Origin of the sequence: Parabacteroides sp. HGS0025 (genome assembly GCF_000969845.1) — a bacterium.
In the GTDB taxonomy this organism is placed as follows: Bacteria; Bacteroidota; Bacteroidia; order Bacteroidales; family Tannerellaceae; genus Parabacteroides; species Parabacteroides gordonii.
This window is the reverse complement of record NZ_KQ033902.1, coordinates 506,480-522,509: the sequence shown is the minus strand read 5'-3', so window position 1 is coordinate 522,509 and position 16,030 is coordinate 506,480. Positions and strand designations below refer to the sequence as shown.

14 protein-coding genes are annotated in these 16,030 nt (G+C 40.6%); 4 read left to right on the top strand and 10 right to left on the bottom strand.

Annotated features, from left to right (window positions below; all coding sequences use genetic code 11):
- Window positions 1-78 precede the first annotated feature (78 nt).
- Window positions 79-342, top strand: a complete 264-nt coding sequence (locus HMPREF1212_RS01785; protein ID WP_028729779.1) for a tetratricopeptide repeat protein — start codon at window positions 79-81, stop codon at window positions 340-342.
- Here HMPREF1212_RS01785 and HMPREF1212_RS01780 read toward each other — a convergent pair.
- The 9 genes from HMPREF1212_RS01780 to HMPREF1212_RS01740 all read right to left on the bottom strand — a co-directional run bounded on the left by HMPREF1212_RS01780 (window position 332) and on the right by HMPREF1212_RS01740 (window position 12,767).
- On the bottom strand, window positions 332-1,375 hold the full coding sequence (locus HMPREF1212_RS01780; RefSeq protein ID WP_046148221.1) for an alpha-L-fucosidase: 1,044 nt from the start codon (window positions 1,373-1,375) through the stop codon (window positions 332-334). The two genes, HMPREF1212_RS01785 and HMPREF1212_RS01780, sit on opposite strands and share 11 nt — an antisense overlap.
- A gap of 96 nt (window positions 1,376-1,471) precedes the next feature.
- Window positions 1,472-2,071, bottom strand: coding sequence for a porin family protein (locus tag HMPREF1212_RS01775; protein WP_046148220.1), 600 nt, complete (start codon window positions 2,069-2,071; stop codon window positions 1,472-1,474).
- Window positions 2,072-2,211: 140 nt separating this feature from the next.
- Window positions 2,212-3,765, bottom strand: coding sequence for a hypothetical protein (locus HMPREF1212_RS01770; RefSeq protein WP_232430035.1), 1,554 nt, complete (start codon window positions 3,763-3,765; stop codon window positions 2,212-2,214).
- A gap of 233 nt (window positions 3,766-3,998) precedes the next feature.
- Window positions 3,999-4,811: a glucosamine-6-phosphate deaminase gene (nagB, locus tag HMPREF1212_RS01765; protein WP_046148218.1), complete on the bottom strand. Its 813-nt coding sequence runs from the start codon at window positions 4,809-4,811 to the stop codon at window positions 3,999-4,001.
- A 24-nt stretch (window positions 4,812-4,835) separates the two neighbouring features.
- Complete coding sequence (locus HMPREF1212_RS01760) at window positions 4,836-6,029, bottom strand: FprA family A-type flavoprotein (RefSeq protein ID WP_028729784.1); 1,194 nt, start codon at window positions 6,027-6,029, stop codon at window positions 4,836-4,838.
- On the bottom strand, window positions 6,029-6,874 hold the full coding sequence (lgt, locus tag HMPREF1212_RS01755) for a prolipoprotein diacylglyceryl transferase (RefSeq protein ID WP_028729785.1): 846 nt from the start codon (window positions 6,872-6,874) through the stop codon (window positions 6,029-6,031). Before lgt ends, HMPREF1212_RS01760 begins: the two co-directional genes overlap by 1 nt.
- A gap of 10 nt (window positions 6,875-6,884) precedes the next feature.
- Window positions 6,885-7,781: a diaminopimelate dehydrogenase gene (locus HMPREF1212_RS01750; protein ID WP_028729786.1), complete on the bottom strand. Its 897-nt coding sequence runs from the start codon at window positions 7,779-7,781 to the stop codon at window positions 6,885-6,887.
- A 299-nt stretch (window positions 7,782-8,080) separates the two neighbouring features.
- Entirely contained in the window at window positions 8,081-12,064 is a 3,984-nt protein-coding gene (locus HMPREF1212_RS01745) for a DUF6383 domain-containing protein (RefSeq protein ID WP_046148217.1), read from the bottom strand.
- Window positions 12,065-12,530: 466 nt separating this feature from the next.
- On the bottom strand, window positions 12,531-12,767 hold the full coding sequence (locus tag HMPREF1212_RS01740; RefSeq protein ID WP_046148216.1) for a DUF4248 domain-containing protein: 237 nt from the start codon (window positions 12,765-12,767) through the stop codon (window positions 12,531-12,533).
- A gap of 492 nt (window positions 12,768-13,259) precedes the next feature.
- On the opposite strand from HMPREF1212_RS01740, the gene HMPREF1212_RS01735 reads away from it, so the two are divergent.
- Together HMPREF1212_RS01735 and HMPREF1212_RS27080 are read left to right on the top strand one after the other, a co-directional pair.
- Window positions 13,260-13,565: a hypothetical protein gene (locus tag HMPREF1212_RS01735; RefSeq protein WP_046148215.1), complete on the top strand. Its 306-nt coding sequence runs from the start codon at window positions 13,260-13,262 to the stop codon at window positions 13,563-13,565.
- A 103-nt stretch (window positions 13,566-13,668) separates the two neighbouring features.
- Complete coding sequence (locus tag HMPREF1212_RS27080; RefSeq protein ID WP_198293248.1) at window positions 13,669-13,782, top strand: type II toxin-antitoxin system YoeB family toxin; 114 nt, start codon at window positions 13,669-13,671, stop codon at window positions 13,780-13,782.
- 111 nt (window positions 13,783-13,893) lie between these two features.
- On the opposite strand, the gene HMPREF1212_RS01730 is transcribed toward HMPREF1212_RS27080, so the two are convergent.
- A complete protein-coding gene (locus tag HMPREF1212_RS01730) occupies window positions 13,894-14,886 on the bottom strand; it encodes a sugar phosphate isomerase/epimerase family protein (protein WP_046148214.1) in 993 nt (330 codons plus the stop codon).
- Between the two features lie 152 nt (window positions 14,887-15,038).
- On the opposite strand from HMPREF1212_RS01730, the gene HMPREF1212_RS01725 reads away from it, so the two are divergent.
- Window positions 15,039-15,989 (top strand): hypothetical protein, encoded by a 951-nt coding sequence (locus HMPREF1212_RS01725; RefSeq protein ID WP_046148213.1) that lies wholly within the window; start codon window positions 15,039-15,041, stop codon window positions 15,987-15,989.
- The last annotated feature ends 41 nt before the right edge of the window (window positions 15,990-16,030 follow it).

Below are 16,030 nucleotides of genomic sequence, written 5' to 3'. Positions count from 1 at the left end.
AGTTTTTTAAACCGTGATTATTATGTATGTAACCTCTTCAGAATTATCTTTGTCCACAAAATATCACATTATTTCAACATGGAAACAATCAGACAACTTATCAACGATAATAAAACAGACGAAGCATTGCGTTTGTTGAATGAGTACATTAAAAAAAACGCTTCAGACGATGAAGCGTTTTATCTGCGTGGAAATGTCTACCGCAAAATGGGAGATATCCGTCAGGCCCTGAACAACTATCTGACAGCTATGGAACTAAATCCGGATAGCCCGGCTCAGACAGCCTATAATGCTCAGATCAAAATATTAGATTTTTATAACAAAGATATGTTTAATCATTGATAACCTTACGCAAATCCTTCAACAACCGGATATCCGCGTCACGGATCTTACCGTCGCGTGCCGGAGGGCAGTTCAGAATAAGGATATTATCATTCTTTGTGCACTGACGGTATAAGCGGGCTAATTCATCGACCGGCTTATACTTCTTATCCGTGGTGTTATAGAACCAGCGTTCGCTGATACAGATAGTAGACTCCCAGGGCATATAATACTCTTTACCGTCATGTGTAAAAACCTTCGGATCATCATCTACCGGCAGATACGGGTCACCTAAGCGGAAGTCGCTCGGAAAATAACGGATCGGATAACCTGCTTGTTGATTTTCCGGCAATACAGGATGTGCATCCGGGTTATCCGGTAAACCGATGCTCCAGTTTATACCGACCTGGCAGTCAGGTTCTCTCGATTTGATTGTCTGGTAGATTTCTTTCACCGGCCAGCGATCGTTTTCTTTTTCCCATCCTCCATCGAACCAGAACTCTACGATATTGGTATAAGGCTGCACGATGCCGATCAACTCATCCAGTTGGCGCAACAGATATTTATTATATTCCGCATCCAGACTCCTGTCTTTCACATCGGCATTTACTTTCCTATCCCACAAGGAATAATACAATCCCAGGCCAATATCATATTTCTTACATGCTTTGGCAATTGCTTCTATTACATTCGTTTTGTTTCCGGAATTTGCTACATCATATTCTGTATATTTGCTGTCCCACAGACAGAATCCTTCATGATGTTTTGCAGTGAGGATCACATATTTCATACCAGCCTCCTTAGCGATCCTGATCCATTGATCCGCATCGACGGCGGTTGGCTGATAAGAAGAAGCCGGTTTCGAACCATCCGTCCATTCCTGATCATGAAAAGTATTGATCCCGAAATGAATGAACATACCGTATTTGCGGGCAATCTGTTTTTGCTGTGCCGGACTTGGCTGCGTGGAAGGTACCGGCAAGATCTGTTCTTGTCCCCAAAGGATTTGCAGAGACAAAGTTAAAAGTAGAAAGGTTACAATCGTTTTTTTCATGGTAGTAAATATTTATACCACAAAAATAGAGATTCTTTAAGAGCCGGATTATCCAAATTTCGCTCTAAAGTTTGCATAATCCGGCTTTAAATTATTTTAGAAACGCCAGCCTACGTTTAGCTGAAGTACACCGTTACGGCATGTTTCATCGATTTTTGTACCCAAAAGAGAAGAGAGCTTATCTTTATCGATCGTATTTGTCAAACCAATATTATAATTCAGAGAAACAAGGAAACCCATAGGCGACTGATATCCGGCTCCCAATACAATGGAGAAGTCAACGGTTTTAAATAAATCACTACCTTCACTTGTAGAAACAGAAGTTCCCGACTGAGACGCTTTTATCTTAGAAGAAACTTTAAATCCCAGCTGCGGGCCGGCAAAGAGATTAAATCCCTCATATACATATCCCTTAAATAAAACAGGTATATTCAGATAATCATTTTTCATTTTTATGGTAGCACCACTCTCTTTGTCTTTTGTACCCTGCATCGAATAGAATACTCCTGGTTCAATGGCCAAACGTTCAGTCATCATCACTTCACCAGCAACCCCAATATTCAGCCCCGGCTTCATACTTCCATCAGAGTTTGTTATATTGGCCATATTCAGACCAATCTTCGGGATAAAATGAAATTCTTGTGCACTTACCTGAAATGCAACGAAAAGAAGTAATAATAATAAGCTCTTTTTCATACTACATAATTGTTTTAGATATTAAACACAAAATACTATCTCAATAAACTTAAACGATTTTATTTCCGCAATGTCTGCTTTTACTCATAAACACAGACCAAAGATAAATACTTAAATTAAAATACAAAGATTTTCACTTATTATATTATCGGATTGTCGATAACCCGCTCCGGAAATAGCTCTTTCCGGTTTATTTCCAGAATCTTATTTCTATCCTTATCCAGTGTATATACTTTATCTTTTACCAGATATAAATCAAATGGAAGATGTAAAGTAGCAAGTTTCTTTCCATTAAAATCAATCAGATATTTAATTCCGAACTGGCTGATTAGAGAATAACCGTCCATATTTAGGCTAGTAAAATACAACTCGGTATTTCGATAAGTACGGATCACATTCATCTGTTCATCAACTTCAAATACATCATACTGGTTATTATAAACAAAACATGAAGCGGAATCGGATGGTACAACTTTTCTAAAAGAAGTACTATCCGGATCTATCAGATAAAAAGAATTGGATAAAAAGCCTTGCAACTTGCCATTAGCCTTCTCATCCCAGGGAGACACCTCAACCTCTGTACTATCGGTTAACTGACAGAAAGACATTCCATCATCGAACAGTAAATATAATGTATTTCTCAACTCTTTCAGACAAGCACCTTCAATCCGGTCTTTCTTTTTCGTCAGCTGCGTCAGATATATATTTTTGCCGGTATTCTTATCGAAGCTGGCAATGAAAGGCCTTCCAATATTGACTTCCATCATATCTCTTTCGTATGCAGAAGAAAAATCCCTTAAGTTTCCACGATACCCACTACCATAATTGATCATGTAAAGCCTATCATCATAGACAAACAGTTCCGAATGTGAAGTAAGATCCTCTGGAAGCGGATACCCCCACTTCATATTCAGTTGATCATCCAAGCAAAGCAATTGCGTACGGCTGGCAAAATAAAGCAGAGAATCCTCTCTCAACATATTCGAAGTCAGTTCCGCTACCGCATTTCCTCCGGTCGGCATCACCGACACTCCGGCCACAACCCCGGTCAATATACCTAAAGTCCCCAATGCCACTGCCCCACTATAATTAGTGGTTCCGGTTACCATCGGATAACTCTTTCCTGTCCCATCCTTTATATTCACCAGATGTATCCCGTCAGAAACGATCAGCCGGGTCGAGTCATTCACCCACCCATCGTAATTCCAACCATATGCATGAGGAACTTCCCGAGTCCACAAATGTTCCCCGGAGTTCATTTCATAACATTCCAGATTTTTTGTAACGCCATTTTTATAACTCAGGATTTTACCATTCTGATGATCCATCACATAAGGGAATATTTTCTTATTCCATCTTTCTTGTCCGGTTTGTAAATCCAGATAGAAACTCTTAACCCCTTTCGAATTAAAAAGAACTCCCTCAGGAAGGAAAACAAACTGGTCGCTCATGTAATTCATTTTCCTTCTCCACAATTCTTTTCCTTCCTGATAATTAAAGACCACCAACTCGCCTTTATTCTTATAAGATTTTCCGTTCGGGGTCAGATGTCCCAGTTGTACCATAAAAAAGGTAGCTGTAGTATCCATCTTATATTTCCTAACCCTGCCATCAAATTCAACGCCACGAGCTGTTAGCTCTTTCCCTTCCACCGTTTGTCCTATCACAATACTTTTCTCTTCTTGCGCATTCATAAAAGGACAAAACATCAACAAACAGACGAACAAATACAGAAACTGTCGCATAGTATAGCCATAGATTAAATTAGTAAACACTTGCTACTCCCCAATAAAGGGACAATAGTATTAACGCATACTTCCTGTTACTATTGCAGACAAGATGAGAATTAACACATACAAAAAACAAAACCGGAAGGGACTGCCTTCCGGTTTCTTTATTCTTAATAAGTAAGAAGTAGAAATAATTCTTACTTCAGCAAGCTACAAGGACAAAGGTTATCTTTTTCGATATCTTTGAAATAGTTATAAGTTCCGACTTTGATGTCAGCACAAGCAGCTTCGTCAGCAACGATAATACCTTTCGGGTGCATTTGCAAAGCTGTGATTGTCCACATCTGGTTAACAGCTCCCTCAACAGCCTGCTGCAAAGCGCGTGCTTTGTTATGGCCATTTACCATGATCAATACTTCTTTTGCATCCAGTACGGTACCAACGCCTACAGTTACAGAAGTCTTCGGCACTTTGTTTACATCGTTATCGAAGAAACGAGAGTTTGCGATGATCGTGTCTGTAGTCAGCGATTTTACCCGTGTGCGTGAAGACAAGGAAGAACCCGGTTCGTTGAATGCGATATGGCCGTCAGGGCCGATACCACCCAGGAACAAGTCTACACCACCTACCGCTTTCATCTTAGCTTCGTAAGCAGCACATTCAGCTTCCAGGTCGGGGGCGTTACCGTTCAGGATATTAACATTCTCCGGCTTGATGTCTACATGGCTGAAGAAGTTGTTCCACATGAACGAATGATAGCTTTCAGGATGATCTTTCGGCAATCCTACATATTCATCCATATTGAAAGTGATGATATTCTGGAAAGAGATAACCCCTTGTTTGTTCAGTTCGATCAGGTTCTTGTACATACCCAGAGGAGACGATCCCGTAGGCAATCCCAGTACAAAAGGTTTTTCTGCAGTCGGATTAGCTTTCTTAATCTTTGCAGCTACATAATTGGCAGCCCACTTTGAGAGTTGCTCGTAATCAGGTTCAATAATTAGTCTCATAACGTTTGTATTTTAAACAGGTTATTATATGTTTTTTAGTTTAGTAGCCATCGCTTCGCCCAAGGCCCAGCACTCTTCGTATTTATCGGCTTTCATTCCTTGCTTTTGTTCAACGGGGGCACCAACGGTTTCCCATTTCATCTTTTCACCGAAAGCAGTCAGGCGTTTAACAGCCGCTCCCGCCCAGGTAAAGGAACCGAAATAGCCATACAAGCGGTTTTTCACCTCGCGCATTTCGATCTTGCTCAACACCGCTTCCACTTCAGGGAACAGGCTGTTTGAATAAGTCGGGCTACCGATAATAAGACCTTTATATTTGAATACATCCTTCAGGATATACGATGCAGGACTCTTGCTGACATTATGTAATACGATATTCTTCACACCATGAGCCGATAATGACGAAGCGATCGCTTCCGCCATCTGTTCCGTATTGCCATACATACTGCCATAGATAACGACTACACCGTCTTCCCCTTCATAACGGCTCATACGATCGTAGATATCGATCGCTTTCTTTGCATACTTACGCCACACAGGGCCATGAGTAGAACAGATCGTATTGATCTCGAGCGCAGAAAGCTTCTGCAAAGCACGCTGTACCGGATTTCCGTATTTACCTACAATATTAGAATAATAACGGATCATCTCTTCCCAGAAATGATCAACATTCATTTCTTCATCGATCACGCCACCATCCAAGGTTCCGTATGTACCGAACGCATCAGCAGAGAATAACAGTTTATCTGTCGAGTCGTAAGTGACCATCACTTCAGGCCAGTGTACCATCGGAGCCATGTAGAAAGTCAGGTGGTGATGTCCGATATTCAGCGTATCGCCCTCTTTTACCTCATGAAGTCCGGTCGTGATGCCATGATATCCGTCCAGCATGCCGAAGGTCTGTTTGTTACCGACAATCTGCACATCCGGATATTGCTGGCGCAGTAGGCGGATGCTACCGGCATGATCGGGTTCCATATGGTTGACGATCAGGTAGTCGAGCGTACGGCCATCGAGCGCATCAGCTATTTTTTTCAAAAATATATCGGAGTAGCAAACATCCACTGTATCTATCAATACAGTTTTCTCATCTACAATCAAATACGAATTATAGGAAACACCATACGGTAAAGGCCACATATTTTCGAAGAGGGCCTTCTGACGGTCGTTTACTCCTACATAATATACTTTATCTGCTATTTCTTTTAATTTGTACATTACTTTATTTTTAATTCTTCGTAGTTATTGGGCTTTCTTGTCAAAGCTCTCCAGACAAACCAACAGCCCGCCAAAACAAATGGTATACTGAGCCACTGCCCCATATTCAATACCATATTATCCTCAAAAGCTTCCTGGTTATTCTTTAAGAACTCGATGAAGATACGCGAGCCGAATATACAGATCATAAAGACCCCGAATATAAGACCTTCACGCTTCCATTCTTTCTTTATAAAGTAAAGCCACATACAGATCGCGAACGTGACTAAATAACACAGTGCTTCATACAACTGGGTCGGATGACTGGGAACCGTAAAAATCGGCTCCGCCCCCATTTTCCAGGCATGCAGGTTCTCGATAAAACGAAATCCCCAGGGAAGATCGGTCGGATGACCGTAAATCTCATGGTTCATCAAATTACCTAAACGGATCATAGCCGCAACCAAACCGGTTGGGACAACCAGTTTATCAAATGTCCAAAGCATACTTTTGTGGGTGATGCGCTTGGAATAGAAATAAATGGCAATAACGATACCTAATGTACCGCCGTGGCTGGCTAATCCACCTTCCCATACTTTCAGTATTTCGATCGGATTGGCCAGATAATATCCGGGGTCGTAGAACAGGCAATGTCCTAAACGGGCTCCGATCACAGTACCCAGCATGGTGTAGATCAACAAAGAGTCGATCCATGCGGGAGGAAGTTTTTCATTTTTCCACATCCGGCTCACGATGGAATAACCAATCCAGAAACCGATTGCGAAAGCAAGTCCGTACCAGCGTATTTCGCGTGAACCTATGGAAAATATGGCGGGGTCAGCCGTCCAGGTAATAAAATCGAGCATATTTATTGTATTAAACAAGTCGTCTGATCAGGTCTTCTCTTTCTCCGCAGATCATATCGATCACCGGCAGTTCAATCATTGTATAAGCACCCGGTTGCTGTTTGAAGCTTGCACGGGCTACAGCTACAAGGATCTGGGCTGTAAGAGCCGGATTGTTGATCTTCATATCGAATTCAACCAACTGGTTCTGCGTTTTACCGGAAACACCTTTGCGAACCAGGTTCACACCGTGTCCCATATCCAGCAGGTTGTCTACACATTCCACCTGCATTACATGTGTTTCGTCATGTGCAAAATAATCATCAGCTTTGATAGCAGCAGCTACCTGCTTGAAATCGTAACCGTCTTTCACTTCGATATATACCATACGGCGGTGAACACCTGTACCCATCGGGATAGTCATTGACAACGCGGCTTTCACGCCTTCGATCGCTTTCACAGCAACCGTATGTCCCATACTCATACCCGGGCCGAAGTTTGTATAAGTAATACCTTTCGGAACCATTGCTTCCAGCAGGGCACGTACAACAGAGTCGCTTCCCGGATCCCATCCGGCAGAAATTACAGCTACTGTATTATGTGCTTTGGCTACGGCATCCAACGAACGGCGCAGGTCTACGATACCGCCGTGAATATCGAAGCTATCCACTGTATTGATACCTAATGCAAGAATTTCCTTTGCGTACGTTTCAACGCTGCGTGTAGGAGTTGCAAGGATGGCAACGTCTACTTTATCTAACTTTGTAATGCTGTCTGTTACAACATAAGCTTTCAATTCGTCCGGTACGTCATTCGGATTACGACGTACAACACCTGCCACTTCAAAATCAGAAGCAGCTTCCAGGGCCTCTAACACATACTTTCCAATGTTGCCATATCCAACGATGGCGGCTCTAATTTTCTTCATACTTTAGTTTTTACTTTTCAACCAACCGCAAAGTTAATTATAATTGCTGAAAATCCAGCCGTAGCTTATAAAGAAAAGTTATGAGGTCATAAACGAAGTAAAGCCGCCCCAACCAATTAGTTGGAACGGCTTACCTTTTTGTCTGTTTTTGCTCTTCACAGAGGTTGAACAGAAGAACTTTATTTCATTACTTTAGTATTAATACGACTGCTTGTTCACCCTCACGGGGTAATTAGTTGATTCTTGTCCGATATCACCGCGCAGTCAAATTTAAATTTATTGATTATAAATAGTTTCTATTATTTTACGATTGCTTTTACAGCTGCTTCACCTTCGATAGCTACTACAACTACACCAGCAGGAGCAGAGATGGTAGCGTTGTCGGAAGAAAGAACTGTGTTGGCGATTGTCTGACCAAGAACATTAGCGATTACTACTGTCTTGCCTTCAGCACCCTTGATTGTTACGATACCGCTACCGGCAATAACAGATACTTCAGAAGTACTGATACCATCGTTAGCTGTAGGAGCTGATGACTCAGCAGCCAGATTGAATTCCTCACCACGAGCTACACCTTCAGTAACAACCACTACACCATTGATAGTCTTCAGGTAACCATTGTTGTTTTCACGACGGTCTTTCTGATCTTTCACATTGATTGCAGAATTGTAATCTACATAGCGAGTCTGGATCTTGAATGCTCCGTTTTCGTCGTTAGCTGCGGCATTTACATAGCGGAATGCAAACTTAGCGATATTGAAATCGCGGCTGTTCAGGTCGATAACCGATTTTACTTTATTGAACTTTTGTCCTTCAGTCAGGTAAAGTTTGTCACCTGTACGGTATCCCCAAACAAATCCTAACTTAACATAAGTCTCATCAGCTTCCTTATCGTTAATGAATTTGTTAGCATGAATTTCGCCATACTTATTTGTATAAACAGCAGAGTCAATCATATTAACCAGGAAGCGACCATAAGTTGTATCCGGGTGAATAGTCGGGTGACCAGGAATATCACAAGGTTCTGCCGGAACATATTTCGGATTAACAACCAGCAGATACTGGTAACGGTTGTTATGACCACGATTCACATAAGCTGTATCAACCTGCAGACCGGGAGCCATATCCGTCAACTGAGCAATATTACCCAGGTTCAGGAATTCACCTTTTTCATACATTACATCATGATCGTTTTCTTCACGGAAGATACGAATAACATCACCTTGAGATTTCTTTACATATTCAGGAGCTTCTACTTTCTGGATATCAAACAAATCGTTAGAATTAATCTGAGTATAAGCACCTTCTACTTGAACTGCACCATTGCCTTCAGTTGTTGCACCATACAATTTGTTATTCAAATTCACAAAGTAATTTGCATTACCTTCTTCAGAACCAACAACACCCAGCAAATTAACTTTACCATCAGCTTTTTCTTTGATAACGAAGCGGAATACGCTATTCAATACACCTTCGCTGGCAACCTTTTCTGTTGAATGTTTTACATAGTTTTCAGAATTAGGCCAGCAAACCATTGACAAGATATCTTCTTTCTGAGGATATTCATAAGTCATATATTCACCATTAGCTGTATTCTGCAAAGCGTAAGCAACCATTGCTACAGTATCGTTGGATGCATAATATTTGCCATTCTTGTAATATTGAGGATGATTTACAATATATACAGAATCAGTTGCATATTTAAAGTAACCATCTTTGTCCATCTGACGAGCACGATCCATACGAACCAGCTTCCAGTTAGTAGCATTTTCTACGTCTTTGCTTAAACCTAACAGGTGACGACCTGCATGATTTTCTGTTACATAGTAATTAACATCGCTTGTAGAAGCTACAGCCAAACGATATTCTGTATCCAGAATTTCTTCGTCGCTATAATCTCTGTAACCATCCATCTGACGGGCATTCATATCAATATCAACCGGAGTGATAGACAAAGTATCACGGCCTGCACCATATTTACTGAAAGAAGTACCGTAGTTGTATTCAACTGCATACTTATTGTTACCCAAAGCAAACATACGAGCAACACTATAAGTAACTGTCGGATTTTCACGGTTTACAAACGTAAAGGCTACATCCTGATTTTCATCCAATTCCTGACCATCTTTCAACTCTTGAGCTGTCTTGTTACCGATATTAGTCATACGAACGAACCACTGTCCTTCCGGTTTGCTAGCCAGGAATTTAGCAACATCCATTGGCATAGCATTAGCTCCTGGACGATCCATACCCAAAACTTTACCGTTCAGAACTGCACTTGAATTGTTTTCAGTAGTATATTTAATTGATTCGTGATTTACGAATGAGATATTTACATAACGATCATTCAACGGATTATTGTCTTTATCGCTACCATGAACTAACGTCTTTTTCTGCAGAGCAGCGTAAACACCATTCTTCAATGTATTATTAACAGTCAGATAAGTCTTTCCATTTGCATTGAAAGTCACCAGATAGTTAGACTTGTTATTTTTGTCGATAACAGAAATCGATTTGATATCATTCAGCAAAGTTGCGTGAGTTACCTGGAATGTGTAAGCCAGATTACGCTTCTGTAATTCAGTTGCAGCATTACCATTGATATACTTATACATGTTGTCGGCAGATAAGATATCGAATTTGTAACCACCCTGATTTACATGGTTGCTGATACCGGCTTTCGACCATGTTTTGTCCTGATCCAATACTATGTAGAAACCATCACTTCTCTTGAATAAGTAAGAAGTTTCATTGCTTGTAGCTACTTTTAGATCATAATACAAATGTACACCTGAAACAGGATCTTTTATGTCTACAATCATCATCGGCACCAGATTGTAGTCAGCAAACGGATTACCTTCCAAATCATCTGTTCCATTTTCTGTATCTTTCAGTAACAAATCGAAGTACGTATTGTAAGCAGTCGTCAGTTCTCCGGCAGAGAAAGCCAAATCTCCAAGTTTGTAAAGACCGAAAACATTATCAGCATCTGTAGAACCTGAAGCCAGAGACAATGTTCCACCAACAACTAAATCCAAATAGTTCTTAGTTGTACCATCAGAGCCTAAACCATAAACAATAAAACCATTGTTATATGCATTCTCTGATTTAAATGAAGAAACTCCATCCACCTTTAGTGTTACACCTGCTTGGTTTTTGAAAGTATAGCCATTAACATTGTTTCCTGATACTTTCCAATAGGCATACTTATCAGGAGCAGTAGCTATAGCTACAGTTTGTGGTACCGTATTATCATTTTTCTGAGAAATATAATAAGCACCAACAGCACTCTTACTTGTCAGCAAATAATACTCATTAGAAATACTTTCTGCCAGACCATAAGTAATACCATCTACAGTAATAGAAGCAGCAGCTTCTGCAGAAGGAGTAACTTCAGCACGCTCCAATGTCAATTTAACATCTGTGGTAGCAGGAGTTTCTTTTAATTGGATAGCACCGGTGTTTGTTTGGATTAATTGTTCAAATTCGCCAGTAGCAGCTGTTGCACCAAAGAGACCTTCAACTGCGTTTTCTTCAAAGACTGTAGCATTACTAGTTGATGCATCTAATGCAAAAGCACCTGCAGCTACTTTCAGATAATTACTAGTCTGTGAAACTGACTCATAGTAACCATTGCCACCAGTAACTTTCCACTGAGCAGCTGTCGGATTAGCCGTCTTATAAGCTTCCAGTGTAGCATCATCTACCAATTCTACTTCTGTAGCACTTTTAGCAATCAACCATTTTCCGTTAAACTTCAAATGGGTAAGAGCTACATCTGCAACCTTTTCGGTAACGGCATAGAAGTAAAGAGGTGTACCTGATGCATCAAAGCCTACTGTAGTGGTAGCAGGAGTTCCATCACGTTTAATCTGTTGTGTACCATCAGACTTCAGAGAAATAATACCCGTAGCTGCATTATACGACCACTCAGTATTAGCAGAAGTAACCGTATTATAACGTGCTACAACTGCGTTATACTCCAAATAGTTGTTTGGTGCAAATACTAAATTGAAATCAGATTCAGTTCCAAGGAAAGACCATAAGTAGTCAGTTGTCGTAGCACCTGCAGCATTACTTGAGTTGTTTGTAAAAGCAGGAGCAGAAGAACTATTCATCAATTGATCCTTAGTATTAGTAGACAAAGTTGTCAATCCATCTTCGGCTACTACATACGTCCGCCCATTTACAGGATTGGAAACCTTCACCACCCCAGCTTCTACCGTGTAAGAGAAACCAGCAACCAGGAATGCCGCCAGTAGTGTAGAAATCTTTTTGTTCATAATTTAAAATTTAATATTAATAATAGTGTTACTTAAAAGCCTACCCATATCGATCACAAGTGTTGCCATTTGTTAAATGGCGAGCTAAAAGGATCGTTTTTTCTAGTCATTTAATTTTGGTCATGATCTGTTCGTAACTCGAAACGGGATTTTTGTACAGACTTTCGTATTCTATTGATAAGAAAGAAGATAGGAAGGGAAAGAATTTTATCGGTTTCTTTGGTGGTTTGAAAACTATGAGTAACTTTGCTGACGAATTAAAACGATCGTTTTTTCTAGCCACTCATTTTTTCAGCTCTACCTTTTGTTTTATATACCTTAAATGCGTTATTACACATCTTGTACCGGTTTTTTCTCTAGTTTCTATACACATATAATGTACGCGCACGTACATCTGTTAAAATAGAGTTAAACCACGGCCTTTTTTACCATTGCCCTAAATGCTTCATTAATTATTATTTCTATTTTAACATCCTTTCCATGTTTCGGGGTCACCTAAGTGATCTCTCAGGATAGCCACCTGACGGGGTGTATACATACGCTGGCCTTTTTTGTAACCCGCTTTCTTCAACTCCGTCAATAGGTCTTCATCACGATTGATCCATGAAGACAACTGCGAAGATGCCGATTTTGCTAATATTCCGGAAAAATACAGTATGGCCAGTTCTGTATGGCCGTATACTCGGTTCATAATTATGCTCATATGCTTATTTTTTATTTATTTGTTATGATTGATAAAACTGTTATGATCTGCAACGCCGCCGGATAAGAAGTACATATCGCTGCTTACCGACGCATATATTCCGAATTTGATTATTCTATACTCCATGAGTCTTTCTTTTTTTAAGTTGTTTTACACTTGAAGCACCGAAGGTTAACAGCACAGTACACAAGCAATGAAGATGTATCGATGTAAGGTTTACTGATTGATGTAAACAAAAAGGCCCGCCCACCGGATATTGCTATCCGGCAGTCGAGCCACCTTTTTCTGTTCTTTCACAAAGTTACTATTTGTTTCTTATTTCGCCTTAACGCTTTTCTTTTAGTATGTTAAAAAATATCAACAACCATACTAGTGTCATTTTGTCAAATAGAAAAACAGCTTGACATTTGAGTTAAAATAATATTATATGCATAATAATCATATTACATATTATGTATATAATACATATATTTGTATCAAAACATTTTGAATATGGAAACAACAGAATTTTTAAAACAAAGGAAGGCAGTTGATCTTCCGGTCGAAGTTGTTCGTAGTCTGGCTATGGCTGCTGCTGCAAAAGGTATTAGTTTGAAAAAGTATATGGAAAATATAATCTTAAAACAAGCAAATGCTATTGATGCGGCTTTGAACAACCCTAGTCCATCTGGAGACAATTATTTTTCTGACGCTCGTAATATCAAACGTATCCAACACTCCCGAGAAGAAGCAATGCAAGGGAAAATAACTACAGTCAGTGGAAAGGATGAATTATTCAAACTCCTGGAAAAGCTATGAGCTATGATTTAAGTTACACAGATGATGCAACAGAAGATATTCGTTTGTTAAAAAGGAATGAACCGTCTGCGTATAAGAAGTTGGTAAAGTTCTTGTAGAACTTATGGAGCATCCGGAAACAGGAACAGGAAAACCGGAGCAATTACGAGGTAATCTTTCTGGAATGTGGTCTCGCAGGATAACAGACAAACACCGTCTGGTATATGAAATTACGTGAAGACAGAATAGATGTACTTGTTGTTAATGCCTATGGTCATTACAACGACAAATAATAATTCTTGCATCTGGCCTGCTACCTACGAAATCCACATCCGTTAAAAATCATCTACTATTTCTTATCAAAGAAAGCATCGAACGCATGTCCTGAAGGTTGAAAATCGACCTGTTTAACGAACTCGCAGGATTCGCGCGCACCATGTTCGCGATCCATCGCGCTATCTTCCCATTCTACTGACAACGGCCCCTGGTAGTTGATATCATTCAGGGCACGGATAATTTCTTCGAAACAAATCCTACCACGTCCCATACTGCGGAAATTCCAATAGCGGCGGGAGTCTCCAAAGGTTGAGTGACCGCCGAATACGCCGATCTGCTTCGGGATATCGCTCCAGTAAACATCTTTCATGTGAACATGGAAAATACGGTCGGGGAACTGGTTGATAAAATCTACATAATCTACCCCCTGATACCCCATGTGGCTCGGATCGTAATTGAAACCGAACGCAGGATGGTTATTCAACGCATTCAACGCCTTACGGGCTGAATAGGTGTCGAAAGCGATTTCCGTAGGGTGCACTTCCAGACCGTAGCGAATACCCAGCTTCTGATATTCATCCATGATCGGGGTAATACGACGGGCGAAGTCGGCATAACCATCTTCAATCATCTGATCCGTTACTGGGGGGAACGAATAAAGCCATTGCCAGATAGGACTACCGGTAAACCCGGCAACCACATCGATACCTAAAGCTTTTGCGGCCCGGGCTGTCTGCACCATATATTCGGCTGCACGCTGGCGTACGCCTTCCGGTTCGCCGTCTCCCCAGATACAATCGGGAAGTACCGCTTTATGCCGTTGGTCGATGTTATCGCAAACCGCCTGGCTGATCAAATGGATCGAGATACAGAAAAGCTTCAGGTCATATTTAGCCAACAGTTCTTTTATACCGTCATAGTAAGCCTGATCCGTGCGACGAACATCCAGATGATTGGGCAAACCCAATTCCAATCCGTCATATCCGAAAGCTTTCGCTTTTTCACAAACTGTTTCCAGAGGTAAGTCACCCCATTGCAGGGTGCATAATGTTACAGGACGTGCCATTTTCTTTTAATTTTAAGGTTATTACATTGAGTCTGTTTTCTACAAAACTAGGAAAGTTCCCTACAAATCCATAAGTTATCTACTTAATATTTTTTAATTTCCAAAATAAGTATTTTCTTTGTGTAGATTTTATCATTAACAATTCCTTCACTATGAAAAAGAAAGACTTGTATGCATTAGCCTGCATATTCTGGTTTGCAGGTTGTAGTAGTCCGGCTTCGGACGAAATTGAAATTGTACAGAATTTATTTCCGGTACAATTTAGTGTTCAACTACAAAAGGAGGTGCTTCCCTTCTCCCCTACACGCAGTATGCCGCCTAACACGGTTCCCGAACCGGTTGTTCCCGGTGAAGATAATCCCGAAAAGGAACTGAGTGATTTATGTTCACATATAGAATATGTAGTATTCAAACAGGAGAATCCTCAGGAACCGATCCGACACCGTACATATAATATAGATTCCGGGGAAGATTTTGGTATTGTTTACGATACCCTAACGGCAGGAAACTATCAGGTTTGTTTTTTAGCTCACAGTTCAGAATATATTACCTTTTCAGAGAATATCCTGTCTTTCGATGAAGTATCAGACTCTTTCTATCATTCTGAAAATTTTATCGTCGAGCAAAATGAGGTAACTAATGAGTACATATCCCTGAAACGGATCATTGGCAAGATAGAATTCCGTGCGTCCGATCCGGTTCCAGACGATATCAAAACGTTCGAAATAACCGTCGACAACTATCCGGGATGTTTTAATATACAAACCGGGAAAGGGTTTATCTCCTCCGCTCCGTATCACTTGATCCATTCATTCACGGAAGAAGATAAATTGCAATCCGGCACCTCCCATTCATTCCTCTCTTTTGTTCCTGATGGAGATACCAAAATATCGGTAGTTCTTACTTCTACAGATATAAGTAACACAGTTATGCGCATGCGAACAGTCTCTGATATCCTCCCCGCTCCTAATAAAACAATCCGCTACACCGGAATTCTATATACGAGACCACAAACGGATGAACCGGATAACACATTCCAGTTAACGATTGGAGATAGCGGGAAATGGGATGCTACGGAAGACAAGGAGTTGCCGATAGAATAACTTATTACTCCATCCTTTCTCTTCCTTAATTAAATGTTATT

Excerpts from the sequence above, each read along its gene's own strand:
- HMPREF1212_RS01785 (WP_028729779.1), top strand. The coding sequence starts at position 79 with ATGGAAACAATCAGACAACTTATCAACGATAATAAAACAGACGAAGCA.
- HMPREF1212_RS01780 (WP_046148221.1), bottom strand. The coding sequence starts at position 1,375 with ATGAAAAAAACGATTGTAACCTTTCTACTTTTAACTTTGTCTCTGCAA.
- HMPREF1212_RS01775 (WP_046148220.1), bottom strand. The coding sequence starts at position 2,071 with ATGAAAAAGAGCTTATTATTATTACTTCTTTTCGTTGCATTTCAGGTA.
- HMPREF1212_RS01770 (WP_232430035.1), bottom strand. The coding sequence starts at position 3,765 with ATGAATGCGCAAGAAGAGAAAAGTATTGTGATAGGACAAACGGTGGAA.
- nagB (WP_046148218.1), bottom strand. The coding sequence starts at position 4,811 with ATGAGACTAATTATTGAACCTGATTACGAGCAACTCTCAAAGTGGGCT.
- HMPREF1212_RS01760 (WP_028729784.1), bottom strand. The coding sequence starts at position 6,029 with ATGTACAAATTAAAAGAAATAGCAGATAAAGTATATTATGTAGGAGTA.
- lgt (WP_028729785.1), bottom strand. The coding sequence starts at position 6,874 with ATGCTCGATTTTATTACCTGGACGGCTGACCCCGCCATATTTTCCATA.
- HMPREF1212_RS01750 (WP_028729786.1), bottom strand. The coding sequence starts at position 7,781 with ATGAAGAAAATTAGAGCCGCCATCGTTGGATATGGCAACATTGGAAAG.
- HMPREF1212_RS01745 (WP_046148217.1), bottom strand. The coding sequence starts at position 12,064 with ATGAACAAAAAGATTTCTACACTACTGGCGGCATTCCTGGTTGCTGGT.
- HMPREF1212_RS01740 (WP_046148216.1), bottom strand. The coding sequence starts at position 12,767 with ATGAGCATAATTATGAACCGAGTATACGGCCATACAGAACTGGCCATA.
- HMPREF1212_RS01735 (WP_046148215.1), top strand. The coding sequence starts at position 13,260 with ATGGAAACAACAGAATTTTTAAAACAAAGGAAGGCAGTTGATCTTCCG.
- HMPREF1212_RS27080 (WP_198293248.1), top strand. The coding sequence starts at position 13,669 with ATGGAGCATCCGGAAACAGGAACAGGAAAACCGGAGCAATTACGAGGT.
- HMPREF1212_RS01730 (WP_046148214.1), bottom strand. The coding sequence starts at position 14,886 with ATGGCACGTCCTGTAACATTATGCACCCTGCAATGGGGTGACTTACCT.
- HMPREF1212_RS01725 (WP_046148213.1), top strand. The coding sequence starts at position 15,039 with ATGAAAAAGAAAGACTTGTATGCATTAGCCTGCATATTCTGGTTTGCA.